Source organism: Agromyces italicus DSM 16388 (assembly GCF_000421545.1).
Classification (GTDB): domain Bacteria; phylum Actinomycetota; class Actinomycetes; order Actinomycetales; family Microbacteriaceae; genus Agromyces; species Agromyces italicus.
In genome coordinates this window covers 57,167-79,772 of sequence record NZ_ATXF01000006.1, presented here as the reverse complement: position 1 = coordinate 79,772, position 22,606 = coordinate 57,167, and the positions used below count along the sequence as shown (strand labels likewise).

Sequence of the window (22,606 nt, the reverse complement as noted above, 5' to 3'; positions counted from 1 at the left end):
CGGCGCTCGCGGGCCCCGCGTGCCCCGCGTGCCCCGGTCTCAGGCATCCCGTCGGATCCAGCGGAACGTGACCCGGCTGAGCACGAGCCCGACCACGAGCCAGATGCCGAGCGCGATCGCGACGCCGGGCAGGTTCCACGACTCGTTCTGCTCGAGCGCCTCCCAGCCCTCGGGAAGGAACACCGAACGCATGCCCTGCGCGATCCACTTCAGCGGGAACAGGCTCGCGATGTCCTGCAGCCAGCTCGGCAGCATGTTCCACTGGAGGTAGACGCCCGAGATGAATTGCAGCAGGAGCACGATCGGAATGACGACCGCGGCCGCGCTCTTGCCGCTGCGCGGCACCGCCGAGAGCGCGATGCCCACGAGTGCGCAGGTCACGAGGCCGAGTACGAACACCCACGCGAACGTGAACCACTTCTCGGGCTCGGTGGGCAGTTCGATGCCGAGCACGAGCCATCCGGCGAGAACCAGCAGAGCTGCCTGCATCGTGCCGGTCACGAACACCTGGCCGATCTTGCCGAGGAAGTAGCTCGTCGCCGACAACGGGGTGCCGCCGAGGCGCTTGAGCGTGCCGTTGCTCTTCTCCATCGCGATGTCGACGGCGAGGTTCTGCACCCCCGAGAGCAGGATGCCGGCGGCGATCATGCCGGGCAGGTAGTACGCGGCGATCGTGATTTCGCTGCCGGGAGGGCCGACCTCGCCCTGTGCGCTGAACGCGGCCGAGAAGATCGCGAGCATCACGAACGGGAAGAGGAAGGTGAAGAACAGGGTGTCGGGCGAGCGGAAGTACGTCTTCGTCTCGTAGCCGATGCGCGAGGCACCGAGGGCGATCGTGCTCATGCGAGCACCTCCTCTTCGGGCGCGGCCGTCGGATCGACGCTCCGCACGAGTTGCAGGTAGATGTCCTCGAGGCTCGGGCGGATCACCTCGAGGTCGGCGGGTTCGCCGCCGAGCGAAGCGACGACGGATGCCACGACCCGGCCCGGCTCCTGGGTGCGCTCCTCGCGGAGCCCCCCGTCGCGGTCGCGCCACCGCACGAGCGGCACGCGGGCGCCTGCTCCGCCGATCTCGTCGATGCCGCCGACGTCGACCAGCCGTCCGCCGGCGATGACGCCGGCCCGGTCGGCCAGCTGGGCCGCCTCGTCGAGGTAGTGCGTCGTGAGCAGGATCGTCGTGCCCTCGGCCTTGAGCCCGCGGATGACCTGCCAGAAGTGGCGGCGGGCCTCTGGGTCGAAGCCCGTCGTGGGCTCATCGAGGAAGAGCAGCTCGGGTCGCCCGACGATGCCGAGCGCGACGTCGACGCGGCGCTGCTGGCCGCCCGAGAGCTTCGCGATGCGCGTCTTCGCCTGCGGCTCGAGCCCGACGGCGGCGATGACCTCGTCGACGTCGCGCGGGTTCGGGTAGAAACCCGCGAAGTGTTTCAGCTGCTCGGCAACGGTGACGAGTCCCGTCTCTCCGGCGGACTGCAGCACGATGCCGAGGCGCGCCTTCCAGTCGAGGCCACCTTTCGCGGGGTCGGTGCCGAGCACGCTCACCTCGCCCCCGGTGCGGCTGCGGTACCCCTCGAGGATCTCGATGGTGGTCGACTTGCCCGCGCCGTTCGGACCGAGCAGCGCGAAGGTCTCACCGGGGCTGATGTCGAAGCTCACCCCGTCGACCGCGGTCTTCCGGCCGTACTGCTTGCGGAGTTCCCGCACCCGCACGGCCACGTCGTTCGTCGTCATTGCTCCAGCGTGGCAGCGGCGCGCCCCGGCGGCCAGCGTCCGACGGGTCGATTCCGGCATCCACCGGTCGATGGATGCCCGACGGCCCGCACCGAGTCGCAGCGAAGAGGAGAGGAACGGTGATCAGGCGCCGACGAGGAGCCTCGGGTGCTGTGCCTCGACGACGTTCGGGTGGGCGCGGAGCCGGCTCTTCAGCCAGTTCTCGCCGAACACCGCGTGCAACGGGTTCGCCGGGTCTCGGGTGACGCCGGGCGCCTCGGCGGCGAACTCGGGCGAGAGCTCGACCGCGGGGATCACGGCGTCGAGCGCGGGCCCGTGGAAGTAGGGGATCGAGATGCGCTCGGTGCCCGGCGCGGGCGAGACCACGCGGTGCTTCGTCGCCTTGAGGTAGCCGTCGGTGGCGATCTCGAGCAGCTCGCCGATGTTGACGACGAACGCGCCCGAGGGGGCGACGACGTCGATCCACTCGCCGTCCTTCTCGACCTGGAGGCCCGCCTTGCCGTCCTCGACCGAGAGCAGCGTGAGCACGCCGAGGTCCTTGTGGGCGCCGACGCCCTGCGCGGGCTGCTCGGCCGCGACACCGGGGTAGCGCACGATCTTCAGGTAGGGCGACTGGTGCTCGAAGGAGGCGTCGAAGGTGTCGGGGGCCGCACCGAGCGCCTCGGCCCAGGCGCGCAGGAGGCGCGTGCCGACCTCGTCGAGCCGGGCGATCCATTCCTCGGAGACCGTGCGCAGTTCGGGCAGCGCTTCTGGCCACAGGTTCGGTCCCTCGAGGATCCAGTAGTCGGGGGTGTCCGCGGTCATCGGAACGGCCGGGCGCTCGGCGCCGAGGTCGATCTGCTCGCGGATGTCGACACGGCCGAGCGTGCGCTCGCCGCCCATGCGCGTGTAGCCGCGGAAGTGCGGGCTCGTGACGTTCTCGATCGCGAGCTTGTGCGACTCGGGGAGCGCGAAGAACGCCCGCGCCGCCGCATAGGCGCGGTCGATGAGCTCGGTCGGCACGCCGTGGCCGATGAGCGAGAAGAAGCCGACTTCGTGCGTCGCGCGGCGGAGGTCGTCGCGGAACTTGGCCTGCTGCTCGGTCGTGCCGTTGAGCAATGAGAGGTCGAGAACGGGGATGCCGGACATGGGATGGTCCTTTCGAGTGCCGGATGGTGCGCCGACGACGCGGCGGCCCCGGCATCCGTTGACGTCGGCTGCGCGGCATCCGGGTCGAGATCGATCGAGATCGGTTCGAGGCGGATGCCGCGGAGCTGACGCGGACGCGTCGGATGCGGCGTGAGCACGGGGCTGCGGTCGGCGGCGCGGGGGATCGCGCCCTGGGATCGTCGGGGAGACGACCGCCTAGCGGCGACAGCAGCGACAGGTGTTGGTGCTCACGATGTCGGAAACGGTAGCACGGGCACCGGCGACCCGCCATCCCCGATCAGCGGGGCAGCACCAGCGAGGCCGCGATGGCGAACATGACGACCGCGATCACGCCGTCGAGGATGCGCCAGGCCCGTGGCGTGGCGAGCACCCGACCGAGGAGGCGCGCACCGTACGCCAGGGCGAAGAACCAGACGAGGCTCGCGGCCCCGGCGCCCGCGGCGAAGGCCCAGCGCCCGTCGCCGTGGCTGTTCGCCACCGAGCCGAGCAGGAACACCGTGTCGAGGTAGACGTGCGGGTTCAGCCAGGTGAGGGCGAGGCAGGTGAGCGCGGCGGCCGTGAGGGTGGATCGGGCCGGGCGCGTGCGGGCCGGCGCGAGCACCGCGGCGGGAGCCGGCCGGGCGGTGGAGGCCGTCGAGTCCGGGGACGCGTCGGGAGTCCCGGCCCGAGCGTCCGCGGGCCCGGCGACCTCCGCCGCATCCTCGGCGACGAGCGCCTCGCCTCCGGGCTTCAGCGCGCGCCGCAGGGCGAGCAGGCCGTAGCCGACGAGGAACGCGGCGCCCACCCAGCGGATCACGTCGACGAGCCAGGGCACGGCGGCGAGCACGGCGCCGATGCCCGAGACCCCGACGACGATGAGCACGAGGTCGCTCACCGCGCAGATCGCCGCGACCGCGAAGACGTGCTCGCGACGGATGCCCTGGCGCAGCACGAATACGTTCTGCGCACCGATCGCGACGATGAGCGAGAGGCCGAGGCCGAAGCCGGCGAGCACGGAGGAGAGGGGCATGCGAACGAGGCTACGAGTCGAGATCGCATGAATCCAGCTCAAGATCCTTCAGAACCATTAGCCTTGCTTCAGATGCAGATTCCGCTCGACCTCGCCCGCACGCTCGCCGCCGTCATCGACGAAGGCACCTTCGACGCGGCCGCCCGACGGCTGCGGCTCACCCCGTCGGCGGTGTCGCAACGGGTGAAGACCCTCGAGCAGCAGCTCGGCAGGGTGCTCGTCGTGCGCTCGAAGCCCGCGCGGGCGACCGAGGCGGGTGCCGCCGTCGTGCGGCTCGCCCGCCAGCTGGCGCTCCTCGAGCACGATGCGCTCGCCGAGTTCGGGCTCGACGCCGACCAGGGGCACGCCGCCGTCCCGGCGAGGCCCGTCTCCATCCCGCTCGCGGTCAACGCCGATTCGCTCGCCACGTGGTTCCTGCCCGCGCTCGCGCGCGTCGCCCTGGCGCACCCCGTCGTCTTCGACCTGCATCGTGACGACCAGGACTTCACGGCCGGCCTCCTCGAGTCGGGCACCGTCATGGGCGCGGTCACCTCGCAGGCGACCCCGGTGGCCGGATGCCTCGTGCGCCACCTCGGCGTCATGCGCTACGAGGCCGTGGCGACGCCCGCGTACGTCGCCCGGTGGTCCGCCGGGCACGGCGACGTTCGCCGCCCGGCCGACCCCGCGGCATCCGCACTGCCCGGTTGGCTGGCGCGGGCCCCGCTCGTCGACTTCGACCGGCGCGATCACCTGCAGCACGACGCGCTGCGGGCCGCCGGACTCGACCCCGAGCGTGCGCCGCGACACTACGTGCCCGCGTCGAACGACTTCGCGAGCGCGGTGAAGCTCGGGCTCGGCTGGGGCATGCTGCCCGAGTTCCAGTCGTCGGCAGAACTCGAGCGCGGCGAGCTCGTGCGTCTCGGCGGCCCGCCCGTCGGCGTGCCGCTGTACTGGCAGCAGTGGAACCTCAGCTCGCCCCTGCTCGACGCCGTCGCCGACGCGCTCGCGAGCGAGGCACGGAGCACCCTGGACTGAGTCGCGGCGGTGCGTGCCAGTGCTGGCACCCACGCGGTGGGTCGCGGCCCGCGCTAGCGTCGCCGACGACCCGGGCGTGAAGCCGCCGATCCGACGAGGAGCTGCCCATGAGGATCTGGGTCGTCGCAGCGATGGTGACCGCCGCGACGATCATCGCAGTCGCCGCCGCCTATGGCGTCGGGACCCTCGTCGGCCTGCAGATCGCCACGTCGAACGGGGCTCCGATCAGGTCGGAGACGCCGGGAACGTCGGGGCCGCGCGACGAGCACCCGCGCGACGAGCACCCGCGCGACGAGCACCCGCGCGACGACGTCGAGCTGAACTTCGCCGATGCAGTGCTCGGGCCGTACGACCCCGAGGGTTCCATCGCGGCATATTGCGAACGAGGCGAACTCGCGCTCGGCGGCGGACGCCTCGGCGCGGGCGGCGGTGTCCGGATGGTCGACGACGCACCGATCGCGGGGAGTGGCGGATTCACCCGCCCGATCGGCTGGCGGGTCGAGGTCGAGCGCACCGATCCCGACCACAGCCCCAGGTTCTTCACGGCCTACGTCGTCTGCCGGGCGGGCTGAGCCGGAGACGGGCGAGGTGCGCGGGCGGCCTCGCCCCGAGGCATCCGGCCCGTATTTCAGCCGAAGAGGCGCTGCAGCCGCTGCACGCCCTCGAGCAGCGGCTCGTCGCCGAGCGCGTAGCTGAATCGCAGGAAGCCCGAAGGCCCGAACGCCTCGCCGGGCACCGCGGCGACCTCGGCCTGCTCGAGCACGAGGTCGGCGAGCTCGAGCGAGGTCGTCGGCGTCACGCCGCCCCACTCGCGACCGAGGAGGCCGGTCACGTCGGGGTAGACGTAGAACGCGCCCTCGGGCACCGGCACGATCATGCCGTCGATCTTCGAGAGCTCGTCGACGATGAGGCGCCGTCGGCGGTCGAACGCCTGCCGCATCGCCTCGACGGGCTCCTGCGGGCCGGCGAGGGCCGCGATCGCGGCGCGCTGCGAGATGTTCGACACGTTCGACGAGAGGTGCGACTGCAGGTTGGCGGCGCCCTTGATGACGTCGGCGGGGCCGACCATCCAGCCGAGGCGCCATCCCGTCATCGCGTAGGTCTTCGCGACGCCGTTGACGAGGATCGTCTGGTCGGCGAGCCCGGGCACGGCCTCGACGATCGAGACGGCGCGCGGGGCGGCGCTGCCGACGCCGGAGTCGAGGGCGCCGTAGGTGAGGTTCTGGTAGATCTCGTCGGCGACGACCCAGATGCCGTGCTCGAGGGCCCACTCGCCGATCGCCTTGACCTGCTCGGGTGGGTAGACCGCGCCCGTCGGGTTCGACGGTGAGACGAACAGCAGCACCTTCGTGCGCTCGGTACGCGCGGCCTCGAGCTGCTCGACCGTGACGAGGTAGCCCTGGTCGCTGCCCGCGAAGACGTCGACCTGCGTGCCGCCCGCGAGCTTGATCGCCTCGGGGTACGTCGTCCAGTAGGGGGCGGGCACGAGCACCTCGTCGCCCGGGTCGAGCAGCACCTGGAACGCCTGGTAGACCGCCTGCTTGCCGCCGTTGGTCACGACCACCTGCGACGCGGATGCCTCGAGGCCGGAGTCGCGCGCGGTCTTCGCCGCGATCGCCTCCCGCAGTTCGGGCAGGCCGGCCGCGGGCGTGTACCGGTAGTTCTTCGGGTCGCGGGTCGCCGCGAGGGCGGCCTCGACGATGTGCTCGGGTGTCGCGAAGTCGGGCTCGCCCGCGGCATACGAGATGACCGGGCGCCCCTCGGCCTGGAGGGCCTTCGCCTTCGCGTCGACCTTCAGGGTCGCGGACTCGGCGATGGCGGCGATTCGGGCGGAGAGGCGGGCGCGTTCGGTCACGGGGACCAGCCTAGAGCGAGCGGGTGGCAGATGACAGGACGAGACGGATGCCTCACGCGCTGCGCCGGCCCCCGACGGGTGCCGTTCAGCGCCGAACGGCGAGCTCCTTGCCGTGCACGGTGAGCGCGTAGATCACGACGATGTCGAGGGTGAGCACGATGAGCGACCACCACGGCTGCACGGGCAGCAGCGCGAGCTGGCCGATCGCGTTGACGATCACGAGGAGCACCGCGACGACCCGTGCCCACGTCGCGCCGGTGAAGAGCACGGCGCCGATGACGATGAGCAGCGCGCCGCTGATCACATGCCACCAGCCCCACCCCTGCACATCGAAGATGAACAGCCCGCCCTCCGTCCGGACGAAGTAGGCGCTGTCGGCCATGAAGAGTGCGATGAAGCCGTAGAGCAGGTCGAAACCGCCGCTGACGACCAGCATGATCGCGGCGAACGCGCCCCAACCCACCCATCCGGTGGGCCTGGCCTGCCCGGTCTGCATCTCAGTCATGTGAACCACTCCCTCGTCGAATCGGGATGCGTCGGCCCCCGCTGGCGTCGGCGCGATGGTGCTGGCCACATGCTACCCAGCGGCGACTCCCGGAGGACGGATCGACGCGCTGATCGGGGGAGGTGCGCGCCGCAGCTCGATGGGATCAGAGGTTCTGCCCGATGTCCCACAGCCGGTCGGGGCGGCCGTCGATCGCCTCCGAGACTGCGAGCGCCTGGTCGTCGGAGAGTGAGGCGACGTAGTCGACGACGCCGCGGCCGACGCCGAGCCGGCGAACGGCGCCCGCGTCGGGCACGGGTACCCCCGCTGTCGGGGCCGCCCGCAGGAGCTCGTAGTCGGCGGTCGCGATGTCGACGAGCTCCTTGAGGCGTTGCGGCACGCGGTGACGGTCGTAGTCGTCGGTCACCCACGCGGTGAGTCCCTTGACGGCCCGGGTCAGCACCCGGCTGAGGCCGCGCTGGTACATCGCGATGTCGGCCCGGTCGAGGATGAAGTGCCGGTGCACGAACTTCAGGATCTCGACCTCGTGCCAGGCCCCGCGGTCGAGCGCCACGAGCCCGGTGCGGGCGACGCCTGCAGGGGCGGGCACGACCGAGGTCTGCAGATGCCCGATCCAGCGGTTCGTGAACGAGGAGAGCGCGCGCTCCGAGGCGATCGAGCCGTCGAACGGCGTCGCGAGCAGACCGTCGACGAGGTCGTCGGCGACGGTGTCGACCGCGGCGGCGAAGGCGTCGTCGTCGGCGATCCAGGCGTCGCTCGCCCGGAGCTTGCGGCGGAGCGTCTCGAGCGCGGCACCGGCGGGTGCGCTGCGGGCCGCGAGCTCCTCGCCGCCGAGCCCGCGCAGTTCGCTCCAGCCCTCGACCCAGCCGCGGAACTCGCGCGCGACCGCCCCATGGCTGAGCAGCCCCGCGCGGTAGAAGTCGTCGACGTCGTGGATCGAATAGGCGATGTCGTCGGCGGTGTCCATCACCGAGCACTCGAGCGACTGCACCATCGGCGGCAGGCCCGCCCGTGCCGCCGCGAGATCGGCCGCGTCGAGGCCGTAGGCCGAGAACTTCGTCGCCACGGCCTCACCGTCGACGAGGCGCAGGCCGCGGGGCAGCCCGCCGTCGGGGAACGGCACGGGGGAGGCGAAGCGGGTCCACGGGTATTTCGCGATCGCCGAGCGCACCGCTGCGGTGAGGTTCAGGCCATGGGATGCCGCGGCGCTGACGTCGAGGGTCGCGATGATTCGGTAGCTCTGCGCGTTGCCTTCGAAGCCGTCGTCGAGACCGAGCGTCTCGCGGGCGAGCCGGTCGAGCACGCGCTCGCCGAGATGCCCGAACGGCGGGTGCCCGAGGTCGTGGGCGCTCGCCGCGGCCTGCACGACGACGGCGTCGCAACCGTGTTCGGCGGCGAGGGCGTGGGCCGGCGACGCGGCATCCGCGAAACCGACCGCGATCGCGCGCGCGACCGCGGTGACCTTGATCGAGTGGGTGAGCCGGTTGTGGATGAGCGGGCCCGCACCAGGCTGCGCGATGACCTGGGTGACGGCCGAGAGTCGCGAGAAGTACGGCGAGAATCTGATGCGCTCGAGGTCGAGGCGGAACTGCGAGTGCTCGCCGACGACGTCGACGCTCGAGCTCGGCTCGGGGGTACGGCGGGCGGCGCGATCGGGGCTCATGAACCCAATGTAGGCGTCGGTTCGCGCGAGCCGCTCGCGTCGCATAGACTGTTCGATGTTGCTTTCCTCAGCAAAACTTCACTGCGCCCGAAATCTCGATTCCAGGTGAGTGGGGTCGAGGTGGTGACACCGAGGCGCCCTCGCAACAGGGCCCGAGGGCGGTGGCTCAATTGGTAGAGCAGCGGTCTCCAAAACCGCAGGTTGCAGGTTCGAGTCCTGTCCGCCCTGCGAGCCGGCAGTGATTGCCGGCCCACGAAAGGTGTACGAGGTGGCACGAAAAGTAATCGACGAACCGAGTGAGGACGTCGTCGCCAACGCGCAGCGCGACCGCGCCGCGCGTCGGAATCCCTTTTCGCGCATCGCCCTGTTCATCCGGCAGGTCATCGCGGAGCTGAAGAAGGTCGTCACCCCCACGCGGAAGGAGCTCTTCAGCTTCACGGTCGTGGTGCTGGTGTTCGTCATCATCATGATGGCGCTCGTCTGGGGCCTCGACCAGCTGTTCGGGTGGCTGGTGCTGTACGTCTTCGGAACGACCGGGGTCTGATCGGGGCCTTCGGCTCGCCAACCCGTTCGCCGCAGGCGCACGAAGAGAAGGATCGAGAATTGTCAAGGACTGAGCACGACGACGTCGATTGGGCCACCGCTGCAGAGCAGTCGGCCGAAGACGACGAGGCGCAGACGGGCAACGTCAACGAGCACGAGGAGCAGTCCTCCGAGCCGGCCGAGCATGTGGCCGTGCACGTCGTCGACGACGAGGGCAACGACGTCGACCTCGACGCCGTGCTCGACTCGCTCGCCGAGGCGAACGACCCCGAGGCTGACGCGGTCGTCGACGATGCACTCGACATCGACTCCGTCGACGAGGCCGAGGCCGCGCTCGACGCGGTCGAAGAGGAGGCCGACACCGAATTCGACCCGTATGAAGAGTTCCGCGCCGAGCTGCGGTTCCTCCCGGGCAAGTGGTACGTCATCCACTCCTACGCGGGCTTCGAGCGCCGCGTCAAGGCGAACATCGAGCAGCGACGCGAGTCGATGGCGATGGCCGACTACATCTACCAGGTCGAAGTGCCGATGGAAGACGTGGTCGAGATCAAGAACGGCCAGCGCAAGATGGTCACCCGCGTCCGCATCCCCAGCTACGTGCTCGTCCGCATGGAGCTGAACGAGGAGAGCTGGTCGGTCATCCGCCACACCCCCGGCGTCACCGGCTTCGTGGGCAACGCGCACAACCCGACCCCCCTCCGCTTCGAGGAGGCCTTCGGCATGCTGAAGAGCCTCGTCGAGATCAAGGACGTCGCTCCCGCCAAGGGTGCGAAGGCCGGCGCCGCGACCGGTGCCGCCCGCCAGATCCCCGCCGAGGTCGACTTCGAGGTCGGCGAGACGATCACCATCAAGGACGGCTCGTTCGCGGGCCTGCCCGGCACGATCAGCGAGATCAAGCCCGAGAGCGGCAAGCTCACCGTGCTCGTCTCGCTCTTCGAGCGCGAGACCCCGGTCGAGCTCAGCTTCGACCAGGTGACCAAGCTCTAAGACTCCACAAAAGCTCCACAGCCAGCCCTCCGGTATACTCGGAGGGTTGTGCTGCGTTCGGCCCGCCGAACCCACACGAACCACCGCCCTCCGGAACGGCCGGAGCGACGGGAGAGTGCCCGCCAGGGCGTTCGATCAGAAAGAGAGAAATCATGGCACCGAAGAAGAAGGTCACTGGTCTGATCAAGCTTCAGATCAACGCCGGCGCCGCCAACCCCGCACCGCCCATCGGTCCGGCCCTTGGTCAGCACGGCGTGAACATCATGGAGTTCTGCAAGGCCTACAACGCGGCGACCGAGTCGCAGCGCGGCAATGTGATCCCCGTCGAGATCACGGTCTACGAAGACCGCTCGTTCACCTTCATCCTGAAGACCCCGCCCGCCGCCGAGCTCATCAAGAAGGCCGCCGGCGTCGCCAAGGGTTCTGGCGTCCCGCACACCACCAAGGTCGGCAAGCTCTCGCAGGACCAGGTCCGCGCGATCGCCGAGCAGAAGATGGCCGACCTCAACGCGAACGACCTCGACGCCGCGTCGAAGATCATCGCAGGCACCGCTCGCTCGATGGGCATCACGGTCGAATAACCATCTGCGGGTTGAGGAGGTCGCCCAGCGACCGTCTCGAAACCCGTGGATCGACGGATGTCGCGACATCCGTTCACCAGAACTCAGCATCAGTGGCAGCGCCCGCCAGGCGCAGATGACCACACTCTCTCAAGGAGAAGCAACATGGCACAGAAGTCCAAGGCCTACCGCGCCGCGGCCGAGAAGATCGAAGACGGCAAGTTCTACACCCCGAGCGAGGCCGTGGCCCTCGCGAAGGAGACCGGCTCGGCGAAGTTCGACTCGACCGTCGAGGTCGCGCTGAAGCTCGGCGTCGACCCCCGCAAGGCCGACCAGATGGTGCGCGGCACCGTCATCCTCCCGCACGGCACCGGCAAGACCGCTCGCGTCATCGTGTTCGCGACCGGCCCCGCCGCCGAGGCGGCCATCGCCGCCGGCGCCGACGAGGTCGGCGGCGCCGAGCTCATCGAGAAGGTCGCCGCGGGCTACACCGCGTTCGACTCGGCGGTCTCGACCCCCGAGCTCATGGGCCAGGTCGGTCGTCTCGGCAAGGTGCTCGGCCCCCGCGGCCTCATGCCCAACCCGAAGACCGGCACCGTGACCCCGAACGTGGGCCAGGCCGTCTCCGACATCAAGGGCGGCAAGATCGAGTTCCGCGTCGACAAGCACGCCAACGTGCACTTCGTCGTCGGCAAGGCCTCGTTCACGACCGAGCAGCTCGAAGAGAACGCCAAGGCGGCGCTCGAAGAGGTCCTCCGTCTCAAGCCGTCGAGCTCGAAGGGTCGCTACATCCAGAAGGGCGCCGTGTCGACCACGTTCGGCCCCGGCATCCCCCTGGACGTCAACGCCATCTGATCCACGGGTGATCGAGGAGCGCGAAGCGCGTATCACCCCGGTGATCGAGTAGCGAAGCGTATCGAGATCCGAGAAGACCCCGCCGGTATGCCCGGCGGGGTCTTCGCCGTCCGCGCGCAGCGCGCCGGGTCAGTGCGGGACGGCGTCGTGATGAGCCTGCATGCTCGGCCGGATGGCGAGCAGGGCGACCACGAGGGCGACGGCGCCGCAGATCCACGACATCCAGGCAGCCCCGAAGGTCATCGCGTCGGCATAGCCGCCCATCCACGGCGAGAGGATGAGCAGGGCGCCGAGCGCGGCCTGGATGTACTCCATCGCGACCATGCCCGGCATGGCGAGATTGACCAGCCCGGAGATGATCAGCAGCGCGCCCAGCACCAGCATCAGTGCGACCGACGCGCCCATCGGGGGAAGGATCATCGCCGAGATCACCGCGGCGGCACCGGCGGCGATCGCGACCCAGTCTTCCCAGCGAGTCCACTTCTTCATAGAAACCAGCCTCCTCAAGGTCGGTGGCTCCCATTCGGGGGTCACTTCAAAGGTACGACCGCGCGATCCCGCGGTCAACAACTCATCGCACGGTGAATCCGGGCACGCCGATCGGCTCGATCTCGGTCAGGTCGACTCCGACGACGTGCGCGCCCGGCGGGCCGTCGTGCAGCCAGTCGAGCATCGCAGCGACGGATGCCTCGTGGCCCTCGATCTCGGCCTCGACGGTGCCGTCCTCGCGATTGCGGACCCAGCCGCTGACGTGCAGGCGCTTCGCCGCGGCGCGGGTCTCGAAGCGGAATCCGACGCCCTGCACTCGCCCGCGCACGACCACGTTCCGTCGAACCACCCTCATGCCGTCACCCTACGCCGACGCGCTGGCGCGAGGCATCCGCCCTGCCCGGTTGTAGGCTCCTGCGCTCGCTCGCACGTGCGAACCGGGGGTGGCGCCATCAGCCCCACGATCGGGGCCGAATGCGGCGCCGCCCCCGGAACGGAGCGTGCGGGCGAGGGCGGGGTCAGCGCGCCGTGGGCACGTCGACCGCGGCGGTCGCGCCGGTGCGCGTGCGGATCTCGTCGGCGACCGCGATCGCGTCGCCCGCGGGGGCGTCGGACTTACGGTCGGGTCGGGCGATGAAGAGGTAGAGCGCGCCCGAGATCACGACGATGCCGAGGCCGATGAGCACGACGTAGTCGGTGAAGAACTCGCCGGTGGCACCGGGCGTCGCGAGCAGCACCATGGCGAACACGCCGTAGGCGAGCGCGAGTGCGTTCACGACGAAGCCCAGCCCGCCGAGCGAGAAGGGACCGGCCGGCCTCCACCCCTTGAGGCGCTGGCGGAGCGCCGCGAGCACGACCATCTGGAAGGCCACGTAGATGCCGAGTACCGCGAACGAGGTGATCGGCACGAGCAGGCCGTCGTTCAGGAAGATGAGCACGGCGAGCAGGGCCGGCACGGTGCACGCCACGATGAGCGCGTTCGTCGGCACCTTGTTCTTCTCCGAGACTTTCGCGAGCCAGCGGTGGCCCGGGACCATGCCGTCGCGGGCGAAGGAGAAGAGCAGCCGGCTCGCGGCGGCCTGCAGGCTCAGCACGCACGAGACGAACGCGGTCACGGCGACGACGAGGAAGAGCTTCGCGCCGACCGGCCCGAGCGTCGACTCGAGAATGCTGGGAATCGGGTCGGGGTCGTCGCCCGCGACGATCGCGGCGAGGTCGGGCGCCGCGAGCACGTAGCCGCCGAAGGAGAAGAGCGCGGAGACGCCGCCGACGAGGATCGTCATCATCATCGCCTTCGGTATGCGCCGTGCGGGGTTCGAGACCTCTTCGGCGACGTCGCCGCATGCCTCGAAGCCGTAGAACAGGAAGAGCCCGGCGAGGGCGGCGCCCATGAACGCGGTGAGGTAGCTGCCGTCGCCCTGCACGCCCATCGTGTCGAAGAACACGCTGAACTCCTGCTTGCGCTGGAAGATCAGCAGGTAGAGGCCGAGGCCGATGACGCCGACGAGCTCGGCGGCGAGCCCGATCTGCGCGACGCGGGCGAGCGTCTTGGTGCCCGAGAAGTTGAAGACGAACGCGGCGAGGAGCAGCGCCAGCGTGATCACAAGGTTGATCGTCGGGGTGAGCTCGAGCTCGAACAGGCTTGCCACGAAGCCCGAGCCGAACTCGGCGACCGAGGTGATCGTGACGATCATGGCCCAGATGTACACCCAGGCGGCCATCCACGCGTAGCGGCGGCCCCAGAGGCGCCGGGCCCAGGGGTAGATGCCGCCGTGGATCGGGTACTGCGAGACGACCTCGCCGAACACCAGCGAGACGAGCAGCTGGCCGGCACCGACGATGACGATCCACCAGACCGAGGGCGGCCCGCCGGTCGCGAGCGCGGTCGCGAAGAGCGAGTAGACGCCGACGAGGGGCGAGAGGTAGGTGAAACCGAGGGCGAAGTTCGCCCAGAGGCTCATCGAACGGTTGAACGAGCCCTCGTAGCCGAGGACCTTCAGATGTTCGTCGTCGCCGAGCTGGTTCGGCGTGGGTTCTGCTGGCATGATGCCCTTTCGATCGGCGTTGATCTTGCCCCCACCCTCCCCGCGGGCGCACGGTACGGGACAGCATAACGAAACATCCGGCGCTAAAGCTATAGCACCGAATGATTAAGTCGGGATGCCGCGTGCCGAGCCGCGTGGCAGGATGCGGGCATGGGAACCGTCACCGACTACCTCGCCGAGCGCGACGGCGAGAACCGCGCGGCGCTCGAGCACGTCATCGCGGTCGCGCGCGAACTCTCGCCCGATGCCGCGGAGGGGGAGAGCTACGGCATGCCCGCGCTGCTTCACCGGGGCAAGGGGCTCGCGGCAGCACTCGAGGCGAAGCAGCACCTCGGCCTCTACCCGTTCAACGGGACGATTCTGCCGGGGCTCGCGGCCGAGCTCGACGAGGCGGGCCTGAGGTGGTCGCCCGGTGCCCTCCAGTTCACGGCGGAGCATCCGGTGCCCGACGCGCTGCTGCGCCGCATCTTCACAGAACGCATCGCGCAGATCGACGCCCAGCTCGACCGGCGCAAGCGCTGAGCCGCGCCCTGCCGCCCCGCCCACCCTCTCCGCCCTCTCCACCCTCCCCACCCCGGGTTTACAGGACATGTCGCGAATTACAGGACGACTCCGGCCTAGATCGTCCTGTCGATCCCGAGATGTCCTGTAAACCCCCGGGGGCCGGGGGGCGGGGCGCGGGGTGCGGGGGGAGAGAGAACGACGGATGCCCCGGGGCGAACCCCGGGGCATCCGGCCGTGAAGCGGCGATCAGCCGATGCGGATCATCTTCTTGTTGACGAACTCGTCGGCGCCGAAGCGACCGAGTTCGCGGCCCGAGCCCGAGCGCTTCACGCCGCCGAAGGGCAGCTCGGCGCCGTCGGCGCCGACCAGGTTCACGAAGACCATGCCGGCCTCGATGCCGTCGGCGACGCGCAGCGCCTGCTCGGCGTCGGTCGTGAAGACGTACGAGCCGAGACCGAACGGGGTGTCGTTCGCGAGCTCGATCGCTGCGGTCTCGTCGGCGACCTTGAAGACCTGCGCGACCGGGCCGAAGAACTCCTCGTGGAACGCGTCGGAGCCGGGCTGCACGTCGGTGAGGATCGTCGCCGAGTAGTAGTTGCCGTTCTTCCGGCCACCCGAGTGCAGCGTCGCACCCTGCGCGACCGCCCGCTCGACCTGCTCGGCGAGACCTTCGGCGGCCTTCGCCGACGAGAGCGGGCCGAGCGCGGTGCCGTCGGCGGCCGGGTCGCCCTCTTCGACCGCGTTCATCGCGGCGGTGAACTTCTCGAGGAAGGGCTCGTAGAGGTCTTCGACGACGATGAAGCGCTTCGCGGCGTTGCAGGCCTGGCCGTTGTTGTCGACGCGGGCGAAGGTCGCGGCCTCGACGGTGGCATCGAGGTCGTCGGTCGAGAGCAGGATGAAGGGGTCGGAGCCGCCGAGCTCGAGCACGACCTTCTTGAGGTGGCGGCCCGCGATCTCGGCGACGATCGCGCCGGCGCGCTCGGAGCCCGTCAGCGAGACGCCCTGCACGCGGCGGTCGCCGATCACGGTCTCGATCTGCTCGTGCGAGGCGTAGAGGTTGACGTAGGCGCCCTCGGGGAAGCCGGCGTCGAGGAAGATGCGCTCGATCGCCGCGGCCGACTCGGGGCACTGCTCGGCGTGCTTCAGCAGGATCGTGTTGCCGATGATGAGGTTCGGGCCGGCGAAGCGGGCGACCTGGTAGTACGGGAAGTTCCACGGCATGATGCCGAGCAGCACGCCGAGCGACGAACGGCGGATGAGCGCTGAACCCTCGCCGGCGAGGAGCTCGATCTGCTCGTCCTTCAGGAGCGCCTCGGCGTGGTCGGCGTAGTACTCGTAGATCGCGGCCGAGAACTCGACCTCGCCGACGGCCTGCTCGCGCGGTTTGCCCATCTCGCGCACGATGATGTCGGCGAGCTCGTCGACGCGTTCGTTGTGGAGCTCGGCGACGCGGCGGACGAGTGCGGCGCGCTCGGCGACGGTCGATTGCTTCGACCAGCCGCGGTGGGCCTCGTCGGCCGAGGCGATCGCGGCCTGGAGCGCCTCATCGGTGACGGTGTCGAAGCTCTTGACGACCTCGCCGGTGGCGGGATTGGTCACGGCATAGGGCATGGGGATTCTCCTTCTCGGGGCACGCACGCCAGTCGGCCGGGGCCTGTCTGAGGGGTCGTCTGCCGCGGTGCATACGCTCGTCTGTCAAAGATATAACAACGGATGATTCTTCTCGACCCGATCGCAGGGAATGCTCAGCCGCACCGACTCGCATCGGCTGCGCCTCCATGGGGCGGAGCCTGCAGCCCGAATCGACGGTGCTCGTCGCCGATCGGCGACCCGCTGCCGGCGCCCGACTACTCGTCGCCGACGAGCACGCGGAACGGCGTGCCCGGGCACTCGAGGGAGGTCGCCGCCGAGGCATCCGCCAGCTGACCGACCTGGAGCTCGGGGTCGGTCGAGAGCACGACGCGACCGTCGGCGTTGACGAGCGCGAGCGGGGCGGCGACGGCGAGGAAGCGGGGCAGCAGCTCCTGCTCGAGGCGGCGCACCGAGATGTCGGCGCCGACCACGCCGACCATGCGTTCGCCGTCGGGCGCGTGCACGGGCATCGTCAGCGTGAGGATGTAGTCGCACGTGCACAGGTGGTCGACATACGGGCCGGTGACGTGGGCATGCCGCGTCGTGGCCGGGATGCGGTACCACTCGAGGGCGCGGAAGTCGCGGAGGTACTCGGTGTACCCGCGGGTCGAGAGGTCGAGCCGGGTCGGGGTGTCGGTCGAGCCGAGCACGGGGTTGTCGTCGAGCGCGCCGAGCCACCAGGCGAAGTGCACGTCGCGGCCGCGCACGATCTCGCCGTCGGCGATGAAGCCCGCGCCCACGAGGAGCGGATCGGGCTCGGTCAACCGCGGCAGCACGAGACCGGCGACGACCTGGTCGAGGTCGGCGGGGCGCACCTCTCCGGTCACGGCGGCCGGGTCGGCGAGCGAGCGGATCGCCGGGGCGATCGCCTGCTCGATGGGTGAGCGCCACTGGGCGAGTCGGTCGAACACCCGCGCGAAGAGGTCGGCGACGGCCTCGGCGGCCGGTTGCGCCCCGATCGGAGACGTGAGGTCAGCGCTCATCGATGCCGCCCCCTCGTTCGACTCGGGCCTTCGCCTGCAGCAGGTGGGTCGCCAGCGAGGTGACGAGCGCGCCAGCGGCCTCGCGCGCCTTCGAGGGCCGGTGCGCGGCGACCGCGCGGACGATGCGGCGGTTCACCGCCGCGGCCTCCGCTCGCTCCCGATCGTCACCGAAGGCGAGCAGCAGCAGGGGGCCGAACTCGGCCTGCAGCCGGATCTGCTCGCGCACGAGCCGTGCCGACTGGCTGAGCACCGCCAGTTCGAGGAAGAAGCCGCCCTGATTCGTGCGGGCGGTCGCCGCGGTGCCGAAGTCGGCGCCGTCGAGCCAGGCCGCGAGGCGGCTCGCCTCGGCATCGCTCGCCCGCTCGGCGGCGCGCTCGGCCGCTCCTGCGAGGATCGCCCCGAAGTAGACGGCCATGTCGCTGAGCTCGACCTGGGCGAGCCCGCGAAGGCGTGCGGTGAGCAGGGTGCGGTGCTCGGCGTCGTCGTGCACGACGAAGCTCCCGCCGTCGCGGCCGCGACGGGTCTCGACGAGACCGGCCTCGCGGAGGATGCCGAGACCCTCGCGCACCGTGATGAGGGCGACGCCGAAGCGGCGGGCGAGTTCGGGCTCGCTCGGGAGTCGCTCGCCGGGGTCGAGCACGCCGAGCACGATGCCGTCGATGAGGCGCTGCGCGACCTGTTCGGCGCGGCCGGCATCGGCGAGCTGGGCGAACACGGCTTCGCGCGCGCCGGGGCCCACCCTCGATTCCATGGGTTCACGATAGCCGAGCGCGAGCGGCCCGAGTGGCGGCACGCGCAAAAAAGATTCACTATAGGATGAATGCACCGCGGCCGAACGGCCGACACATGCGAAGGCGGATGGACGATGAGCGAGCGACCCGAGGCGACGACCGGAGGTGCGCCGCGGGGTGCGCGCGACGGAGTGCTCGAAGGGCTTCGCGTCGCCGATTTCTCGCGTGTGCTCGCCGGGCCCTACGCGACGATGATGCTCGCCGACTACGGCGCCGACGTCATCAAGATCGAGCCGCCGACGGGCGACGACACCCGTCACTGGAAGCCTCCGGTCGACGCCGACGGCACCGCCACCTACTTCGGCAGCGTCAACCGCAACAAGCGCTCGGTCGCGCTCGACCTCGCGAGCGAGTCGGGCCTCGCGCAAGCCCACCGCCTGGCGGCCACGGCCGATGTCGTCATCGAGAACTTCCGCCCGGGCGTGATGGGCCGCTTCGGCCTCGACTACGACGCCGTGTGCGCGGCGAACCCCGGTGTCGTCTACTGCTCGATCACGGGCTTCGGCGCGGGAGCGGGTGCAGGCCTCGCCGGTTACGACCTCCTGGTGCAGGCCGTCGGCGGCCTCATGTCGATCACCGGTGAACCCGAGGGCGAACCCTCGAAGGCGGGTGTCGCCCTCGTCGACGTGCTGTGCGCGCAGAACGCGCTCGCCGGCATTCTGCTCGCCCTGCGCGACCGCGATCGCACGGGCGACGGCGCCCACGTCGAGATCAACCTCATGCAGAGCCTGCTCTCGGCGCTCACCAACCAGGCCGCCTCGACCCTCGTCACGGGGCGCGCACCGCGCCGGCTCGGCAACCAGCATCCGTCGATCGCGCCGTACGCCGTGTTCCCCGCCGCCGACCGCGACCTCGTCATCGCCGTCGGCAACGACAAGCAGTTCCGCGCGCTCGCCGCGATCCTCGGCGTGCCGGGGCTCGCCGACGACGAGCGGTACGCGACGAACGAGGCGCGCGTCGCCCACCGCGAGTACCTCCGGGCCGAGATCGAGGGTGCTCTCGCGGGCTCCCGCGCCGCCGTGTGGGTCGAGCGGTTCAGCGAGGCCGGGGTTCCCGCCGGACTCGTCAACGACGTCGCCGAGGCGATCGCGTTCGCCGAGTCGCTCGGCCTCGACCCCGTCGCCCGGATCGGCGGCAGCCGCACCGTGGCGAACCCGATCCGCCTCAGTTCGGTGCGCGCCGAGTACCAGACCCCGCCGCCCCGGCTCGACGAGCACTCGGGCGCCGACTGGCGCCCCGTGACATCCGACCCCGTTTCAGCCCCTTCGAAAGGACCCCGAGCATGACCACCGCCCCCAGCATCGACCAGGTCTTCGACTTCGACGCCCTCCTCAGCGAGGAGGAGCGCGGGTGGCAGCAGAAGGCGCGCACCTTCGCCCAGGAGCGCCTGCTGCCCGTCATCGAGGACGACTTCGAGCAGAAGCACTTCCGCCGTGATTTCGTGAAGGAGCTCGGCGAGCTCGGGTTCCTCGGCATGCACCTGAAGGGCTACGGATGCGCCGGGGCCGGCGCCGTCTCGTACGGCCTCGTGTGCCTCGAGCTCGAGGCCGCCGACTCGGGATGGCGCACCTTCGTCTCCGTGCAGGGCTCGCTCGCGATGAGCGCGATCCACAAGTACGGCTCCGAGGAGCAGAAGAACCGGTGGCTGCCCGGCATGGCCGCGGGCGACCTCGTGGGGTGCTTCGCGCTCACCGAGCCGCAGGGCGGCTCCGACCCCGCCGGCATGACCACGACCGCGCGCCGCGACGGCGACGGCTGGGTCATCGACGGCGCGAAGCGCTGGATCGGGCTCGCCTCGCTCGCCGACGTCGCGGTCGTCTGGGCGAAGGTCGACGACCCCTCCGGCGCCTTCGGCGAGGGCGGCAGCGCGGTGCGCGGGTTCCTGGTGCCGACGTCGACGCCCGGATTCACGGCGACACCGATCGACGGCAAGCTCTCGATGCGCGCCTCGGTGCAGTGCGACATCACCTTCGACGGCGTGCGCGTCGGCGACGAGGCGATCCTGCCCGGTGCCCGCGGACTGAGCGGCCCGTTCGGCTGCCTCAACGAGGCCCGCTACGGCATCGTCTGGGGTGCGATGGGCGCCGCGCGCTCGTGCCTCGAGGCCGCGATCTCGCGCTCGACCTCGCGCGAGGTGTTCGGCAAGCCGATCGGCGCGAACCAGCTGATCCAGGCGAAGCTCGCCGACATGTTCCTCGAGGTCGAGAAGGGCATCCTGCTGGCACTGCACCTCGGCCGCCTCAAGGAGCGGGGAGCCCTCACGCCCGCCCAGATCTCGGTCGGCAAGCTCAACAGCGTGCGCGAGGCGCTCGCGATCGCGCACGAGGCACGGGCCATCCTCGCCGGCGACGGCATCACGAACGCGTGGCCGGTCATGCGGCACGCAGCCAACCTCGAGTCGGTGCGCACCTACGAGGGCACCGACGAGATCCACCAGCTCATCCTCGGGCGCGAGCTCACGGGGCTCAACGCGTTCTAGAAACTCCTCGAGTGGGCGAAGTTGGCGGTATCGCGAAGCGGAACACCGCAAACATCGCCCACTCGAGCATGGATGACTCGGAATGACTCGGCACGAGTCCGCAGAAGGGGACGAGACGACATGAACACGGATGCCACGGGGATCGCCCCGCGCGACGAGCCGGCGATCGGCGGCGACGACCGCGTCGAGCTGCCGGCGGAGGCGAGGGTCGAGCTCGCGGTGCGAACCGCGGCGGCTTCCCGCCTGACGCGCTCGAGCCGGGCCGATCGCGGCCGCTGGCTCGTCGCGATCGCCGACGCCCTCGAGGCCCATCGCGACGAACTCGTCGCGATCGCGGGCGAGGAGACCCACCTCTCGTCGGCTCGGCTGGGCGGCGAGGTCACCCGCACCGCGAACCAGTTGCGGTTCTTCGCCGGCGTCATCGACGAGGGCTCGTACCTCGAGGCGACGATCGACTCTCCTGACGCATCGCTCGTGCCGCCGCGCCCTTCGCTCAGGAGGATGCTGCGACCGCTCGGCGTCGTCGGCGTGTTCGCGGCCTCGAACTTCCCGTTCGCGTTCTCGGTGCTCGGTGGCGACACCGCCTCCGCGCTCGCCGCGGGGTGCCCCGTCGTCGTGAAGGCCCACCCCGGTCACCCCCGGCTCTCGCGTCGCATCACCGCCATCGCGCACGAGGCGCTCGCCGCGGCGGGCGGCCCCGCGGCTGCGCTCCAGCTCGTGGAGGGCATCGAGGCGGGCCTCGCGCTCGTGCAGCACCCACAGGTCACGGCGGTCGGCTTCACCGGCTCGACCCGCGGCGGCCGCGCGCTCTTCGACCTCGCTGCCGCACGCCCCGCGCCGATCCCGTTCTACGGCGAGCTCGGCTCGCTGAACCCCGTCGTGGTCACGCGGGCGGCGGTCGCTCGTGGCGAGGGCGCCGCAGCCGTCGCTTCCGGCCTCGCCGGCTCGTTCACCCGCGACGGCGGGCAGTACTGCACGAAGCCCGGCATCGTGTTCGTGCCCGAGCGCTCGGGATTCGAGGCGGCGCTCGTCGCGGCGCTCAGCGCCGACGCCGTGCCCGCACCGCAGCGACTGCTCACCGAGGCCATCGCCGCGGCCTTCGACCGCGGCTCGGTCGAGCTCGCCGAACGCGACGACGTCGAGCCGGTCTTCGCGGGCGAACGGGCCGCCGACGTCGCCGCGCCGGTTGTCGTGGCGACGTCTGTGGGCGCGTTCGTCGCCGCGCACGAGACGTTCCTCGAGGAGCGCTTCGGGCCCGTCACGGTGCTCGTGCGGTACTCCTCCGATGAGCAGCTCACCGCTGCGCTCGGCCTGCTCGAAGGCTCGCTCACCGCGTCGATCCAGCATGCACCGGGCGAAGACGTGACGGCTCTCGCCGAGATGCTCGAACCGGTCGCCGGTCGGCTCGTCTTCAACGGCTGGCCGACCGGCGTCGCGATCGCGTGGGGCCAGCACCACGGCGGCGGCTGGCCCGCGACGACGGCGTCGGTGCACACCTCTGTCGGCGCGACGGCGATCCGGCGCTGGCTGGCCCCGGCGACCTGGCAGGATGCACCCGCCACGGTGCTGCCGCCCGAGCTCGCCGACGGCAACCCGCTCGGCGTTCCGCGGCGGGAGGACGGGGTGCTCGTCGCGCCGGTGCGGTCGGAGGCGTAGCAGCCGAGAAGGGTCGCGGAGCAGCAGCGCCCGATCCGCTGGCCTGTGCTGCAACGCCGGACGTACTCACGCACTCGAGCGGGCGACCGGAAGGACGTGCCCCCGACGCCTTCTGGCGCGCCGACTGCTCTTGGGATACGATCACCTGGCGCCAAGTGTT

General features: G+C 70.7%; 23 protein-coding genes and 1 tRNA gene. 11 read left to right on the top strand and 13 right to left on the bottom strand.

Translation table 11 applies throughout. From position 1 onward, the window contains the following. Positions 1 to 39 precede the first annotated feature (39 nt). The 4 genes from H516_RS0108355 to H516_RS0108340 all read right to left on the bottom strand — a co-directional run bounded on the left by H516_RS0108355 (position 40) and on the right by H516_RS0108340 (position 3,885). Entirely contained in the window at positions 40 to 843 is an 804-nt protein-coding gene (locus H516_RS0108355) for an ABC transporter permease (protein ID WP_022889268.1), read from the bottom strand. Next, on the bottom strand, positions 840 to 1,727 hold the full coding sequence (locus tag H516_RS19170; RefSeq protein ID WP_022889267.1) for an ABC transporter ATP-binding protein: 888 nt from the start codon (positions 1,725 to 1,727) through the stop codon (positions 840 to 842). Before H516_RS19170 ends, H516_RS0108355 begins: the two co-directional genes overlap by 4 nt. 123 nt (positions 1,728 to 1,850) lie before the next feature. Then, a complete protein-coding gene (locus H516_RS0108345; RefSeq protein WP_022889266.1) occupies positions 1,851 to 2,855 on the bottom strand; it encodes an isopenicillin N synthase family dioxygenase in 1,005 nt (334 codons plus the stop codon). Positions 2,856 to 3,153: 298 nt separating this feature from the next. Then, positions 3,154 to 3,885, bottom strand: a complete 732-nt coding sequence (locus H516_RS0108340; RefSeq protein ID WP_022889265.1) for a LysE/ArgO family amino acid transporter — start codon at positions 3,883 to 3,885, stop codon at positions 3,154 to 3,156. A gap of 72 nt (positions 3,886 to 3,957) precedes the next feature. Between H516_RS0108340 and H516_RS0108335 the strand changes: the two genes are divergently transcribed. Both H516_RS0108335 and H516_RS0108330 read left to right on the top strand, forming a co-directional pair. Next, the gene (locus H516_RS0108335; RefSeq protein ID WP_026378585.1) at positions 3,958 to 4,899 is read left to right on the top strand and encodes a LysR family transcriptional regulator ArgP; all 942 of its coding nucleotides are present in this window, start codon (positions 3,958 to 3,960) and stop codon (positions 4,897 to 4,899) included. Positions 4,900 to 5,006: 107 nt separating this feature from the next. Next, positions 5,007 to 5,471 carry a hypothetical protein gene (locus H516_RS0108330; protein ID WP_022889263.1) on the top strand — a complete coding sequence of 155 codons (465 nt, stop codon included), beginning with the start codon at positions 5,007 to 5,009 and terminating at the stop codon, positions 5,469 to 5,471. A gap of 56 nt (positions 5,472 to 5,527) precedes the next feature. Here H516_RS0108330 and H516_RS0108325 read toward each other — a convergent pair whose 3' ends face one another. From H516_RS0108325 to dgt, 3 genes are all read right to left on the bottom strand, one after another. Further along, complete coding sequence (locus tag H516_RS0108325) at positions 5,528 to 6,754, bottom strand: pyridoxal phosphate-dependent aminotransferase (protein WP_022889262.1); 1,227 nt, start codon at positions 6,752 to 6,754, stop codon at positions 5,528 to 5,530. 85 nt (positions 6,755 to 6,839) lie between these two features. After that, the gene (locus H516_RS0108320) at positions 6,840 to 7,259 is read right to left on the bottom strand and encodes a DUF7144 family membrane protein (RefSeq protein WP_022889261.1); all 420 of its coding nucleotides are present in this window, start codon (positions 7,257 to 7,259) and stop codon (positions 6,840 to 6,842) included. A 145-nt stretch (positions 7,260 to 7,404) separates the two neighbouring features. Continuing rightward, positions 7,405 to 8,922, bottom strand: coding sequence for a dGTP triphosphohydrolase (dgt, locus tag H516_RS0108315; protein WP_026378584.1), 1,518 nt, complete (start codon positions 8,920 to 8,922; stop codon positions 7,405 to 7,407). Between the two features lie 155 nt (positions 8,923 to 9,077). Here dgt and H516_RS0108310 point away from each other — a divergent pair. From H516_RS0108310 to rplA, 5 genes are all read left to right on the top strand, one after another. Next, positions 9,078 to 9,150, top strand: a tRNA-Trp gene (locus tag H516_RS0108310). A 40-nt stretch (positions 9,151 to 9,190) separates the two neighbouring features. Further along, on the top strand, positions 9,191 to 9,466 hold the full coding sequence (secE, locus tag H516_RS0108305) for a preprotein translocase subunit SecE (RefSeq protein WP_026378583.1): 276 nt from the start codon (positions 9,191 to 9,193) through the stop codon (positions 9,464 to 9,466). Between the two features lie 59 nt (positions 9,467 to 9,525). Next, positions 9,526 to 10,452, top strand: a complete 927-nt coding sequence (gene nusG / locus H516_RS0108300; RefSeq protein WP_022889258.1) for a transcription termination/antitermination protein NusG — start codon at positions 9,526 to 9,528, stop codon at positions 10,450 to 10,452. 152 nt (positions 10,453 to 10,604) lie between these two features. After that, positions 10,605 to 11,033: a 50S ribosomal protein L11 gene (gene rplK / locus H516_RS0108295; protein WP_022889257.1), complete on the top strand. Its 429-nt coding sequence runs from the start codon at positions 10,605 to 10,607 to the stop codon at positions 11,031 to 11,033. Positions 11,034 to 11,177: 144 nt separating this feature from the next. Next, positions 11,178 to 11,867: a 50S ribosomal protein L1 gene (gene rplA / locus H516_RS0108290; RefSeq protein ID WP_022889256.1), complete on the top strand. Its 690-nt coding sequence runs from the start codon at positions 11,178 to 11,180 to the stop codon at positions 11,865 to 11,867. A gap of 129 nt (positions 11,868 to 11,996) precedes the next feature. Here the strand turns inward: rplA and H516_RS0108285 are convergent, their stop codons facing one another. The 3 genes from H516_RS0108285 to H516_RS19165 form a co-directional block, all read right to left on the bottom strand. Then, positions 11,997 to 12,356: an SPW repeat domain-containing protein gene (locus H516_RS0108285; RefSeq protein ID WP_022889255.1), complete on the bottom strand. Its 360-nt coding sequence runs from the start codon at positions 12,354 to 12,356 to the stop codon at positions 11,997 to 11,999. Between the two features lie 82 nt (positions 12,357 to 12,438). Next, positions 12,439 to 12,711, bottom strand: coding sequence for an acylphosphatase (locus H516_RS0108280; protein WP_022889254.1), 273 nt, complete (start codon positions 12,709 to 12,711; stop codon positions 12,439 to 12,441). Between the two features lie 163 nt (positions 12,712 to 12,874). Then, positions 12,875 to 14,401 carry an APC family permease gene (locus tag H516_RS19165; protein ID WP_022889253.1) on the bottom strand — a complete coding sequence of 509 codons (1,527 nt, stop codon included), beginning with the start codon at positions 14,399 to 14,401 and terminating at the stop codon, positions 12,875 to 12,877. A 150-nt stretch (positions 14,402 to 14,551) separates the two neighbouring features. Between H516_RS19165 and H516_RS0108270 the strand changes: the two genes are divergently transcribed. Then, complete coding sequence (locus H516_RS0108270) at positions 14,552 to 14,923, top strand: iron chaperone (RefSeq protein WP_022889252.1); 372 nt, start codon at positions 14,552 to 14,554, stop codon at positions 14,921 to 14,923. 228 nt (positions 14,924 to 15,151) lie between these two features. Here the strand turns inward: H516_RS0108270 and H516_RS0108265 are convergent, their stop codons facing one another. The 3 genes from H516_RS0108265 to H516_RS0108255 form a co-directional block, all read right to left on the bottom strand. Then, positions 15,152 to 16,516 carry an NAD-dependent succinate-semialdehyde dehydrogenase gene (locus H516_RS0108265; RefSeq protein WP_022889251.1) on the bottom strand — a complete coding sequence of 455 codons (1,365 nt, stop codon included), beginning with the start codon at positions 16,514 to 16,516 and terminating at the stop codon, positions 15,152 to 15,154. Positions 16,517 to 16,752: 236 nt separating this feature from the next. Beyond that, complete coding sequence (locus H516_RS0108260; protein WP_022889250.1) at positions 16,753 to 17,520, bottom strand: cache domain-containing protein; 768 nt, start codon at positions 17,518 to 17,520, stop codon at positions 16,753 to 16,755. Next, positions 17,510 to 18,271: a FadR/GntR family transcriptional regulator gene (locus tag H516_RS0108255; RefSeq protein WP_026378582.1), complete on the bottom strand. Its 762-nt coding sequence runs from the start codon at positions 18,269 to 18,271 to the stop codon at positions 17,510 to 17,512. The genes H516_RS0108260 and H516_RS0108255 overlap by 11 nt, the downstream gene beginning before the upstream one ends. 114 nt (positions 18,272 to 18,385) lie before the next feature. On the opposite strand from H516_RS0108255, the gene H516_RS19160 reads away from it, so the two are divergent. The 3 genes from H516_RS19160 to H516_RS0108240 all read left to right on the top strand — a co-directional run bounded on the left by H516_RS19160 (position 18,386) and on the right by H516_RS0108240 (position 22,446). Next, positions 18,386 to 19,597: a CaiB/BaiF CoA transferase family protein gene (locus tag H516_RS19160; RefSeq protein ID WP_022889248.1), complete on the top strand. Its 1,212-nt coding sequence runs from the start codon at positions 18,386 to 18,388 to the stop codon at positions 19,595 to 19,597. Beyond that, positions 19,594 to 20,790 (top strand): acyl-CoA dehydrogenase family protein, encoded by a 1,197-nt coding sequence (locus H516_RS0108245; RefSeq protein WP_022889247.1) that lies wholly within the window; start codon positions 19,594 to 19,596, stop codon positions 20,788 to 20,790. Before H516_RS19160 ends, H516_RS0108245 begins: the two co-directional genes overlap by 4 nt. Positions 20,791 to 20,910: 120 nt before the next feature. Next, positions 20,911 to 22,446: an aldehyde dehydrogenase family protein gene (locus H516_RS0108240; RefSeq protein WP_022889246.1), complete on the top strand. Its 1,536-nt coding sequence runs from the start codon at positions 20,911 to 20,913 to the stop codon at positions 22,444 to 22,446. Positions 22,447 to 22,606: the final 160 nt, after the last annotated feature.

What these genes read in the sequence shown, in the direction of transcription:
- H516_RS0108280 (WP_022889254.1), bottom strand. Translation starts at nt 12,711, where the DNA reads ATGAGGGTGGTTCGACGGAACGTGGTCGTGCGCGGGCGAGTGCAGGGC.
- H516_RS19170 (WP_022889267.1), bottom strand. Translation starts at nt 1,727, where the DNA reads ATGACGACGAACGACGTGGCCGTGCGGGTGCGGGAACTCCGCAAGCAG.
- H516_RS0108265 (WP_022889251.1), bottom strand. Translation starts at nt 16,516, where the DNA reads ATGCCCTATGCCGTGACCAATCCCGCCACCGGCGAGGTCGTCAAGAGC.
- H516_RS0108260 (WP_022889250.1), bottom strand. Translation starts at nt 17,520, where the DNA reads ATGAGCGCTGACCTCACGTCTCCGATCGGGGCGCAACCGGCCGCCGAG.
- rplA (WP_022889256.1), top strand. Translation starts at nt 11,178, where the DNA reads ATGGCACAGAAGTCCAAGGCCTACCGCGCCGCGGCCGAGAAGATCGAA.
- H516_RS0108255 (WP_026378582.1), bottom strand. Translation starts at nt 18,271, where the DNA reads ATGGAATCGAGGGTGGGCCCCGGCGCGCGCGAAGCCGTGTTCGCCCAG.
- rplK (WP_022889257.1), top strand. Translation starts at nt 10,605, where the DNA reads ATGGCACCGAAGAAGAAGGTCACTGGTCTGATCAAGCTTCAGATCAAC.
- H516_RS0108245 (WP_022889247.1), top strand. Translation starts at nt 19,594, where the DNA reads ATGACCACCGCCCCCAGCATCGACCAGGTCTTCGACTTCGACGCCCTC.
- H516_RS19165 (WP_022889253.1), bottom strand. Translation starts at nt 14,401, where the DNA reads ATGCCAGCAGAACCCACGCCGAACCAGCTCGGCGACGACGAACATCTG.
- H516_RS0108355 (WP_022889268.1), bottom strand. Translation starts at nt 843, where the DNA reads ATGAGCACGATCGCCCTCGGTGCCTCGCGCATCGGCTACGAGACGAAG.
- H516_RS0108330 (WP_022889263.1), top strand. Translation starts at nt 5,007, where the DNA reads ATGAGGATCTGGGTCGTCGCAGCGATGGTGACCGCCGCGACGATCATC.
- H516_RS0108345 (WP_022889266.1), bottom strand. Translation starts at nt 2,855, where the DNA reads ATGTCCGGCATCCCCGTTCTCGACCTCTCATTGCTCAACGGCACGACC.
- H516_RS0108285 (WP_022889255.1), bottom strand. Translation starts at nt 12,356, where the DNA reads ATGAAGAAGTGGACTCGCTGGGAAGACTGGGTCGCGATCGCCGCCGGT.
- H516_RS0108320 (WP_022889261.1), bottom strand. Translation starts at nt 7,259, where the DNA reads ATGACTGAGATGCAGACCGGGCAGGCCAGGCCCACCGGATGGGTGGGT.
- H516_RS0108240 (WP_022889246.1), top strand. Translation starts at nt 20,911, where the DNA reads ATGAACACGGATGCCACGGGGATCGCCCCGCGCGACGAGCCGGCGATC.
- H516_RS0108340 (WP_022889265.1), bottom strand. Translation starts at nt 3,885, where the DNA reads ATGCCCCTCTCCTCCGTGCTCGCCGGCTTCGGCCTCGGCCTCTCGCTC.
- dgt (WP_026378584.1), bottom strand. Translation starts at nt 8,922, where the DNA reads ATGAGCCCCGATCGCGCCGCCCGCCGTACCCCCGAGCCGAGCTCGAGC.
- H516_RS0108270 (WP_022889252.1), top strand. Translation starts at nt 14,552, where the DNA reads ATGGGAACCGTCACCGACTACCTCGCCGAGCGCGACGGCGAGAACCGC.
- H516_RS0108335 (WP_026378585.1), top strand. Translation starts at nt 3,958, where the DNA reads ATGCAGATTCCGCTCGACCTCGCCCGCACGCTCGCCGCCGTCATCGAC.
- H516_RS19160 (WP_022889248.1), top strand. Translation starts at nt 18,386, where the DNA reads ATGAGCGAGCGACCCGAGGCGACGACCGGAGGTGCGCCGCGGGGTGCG.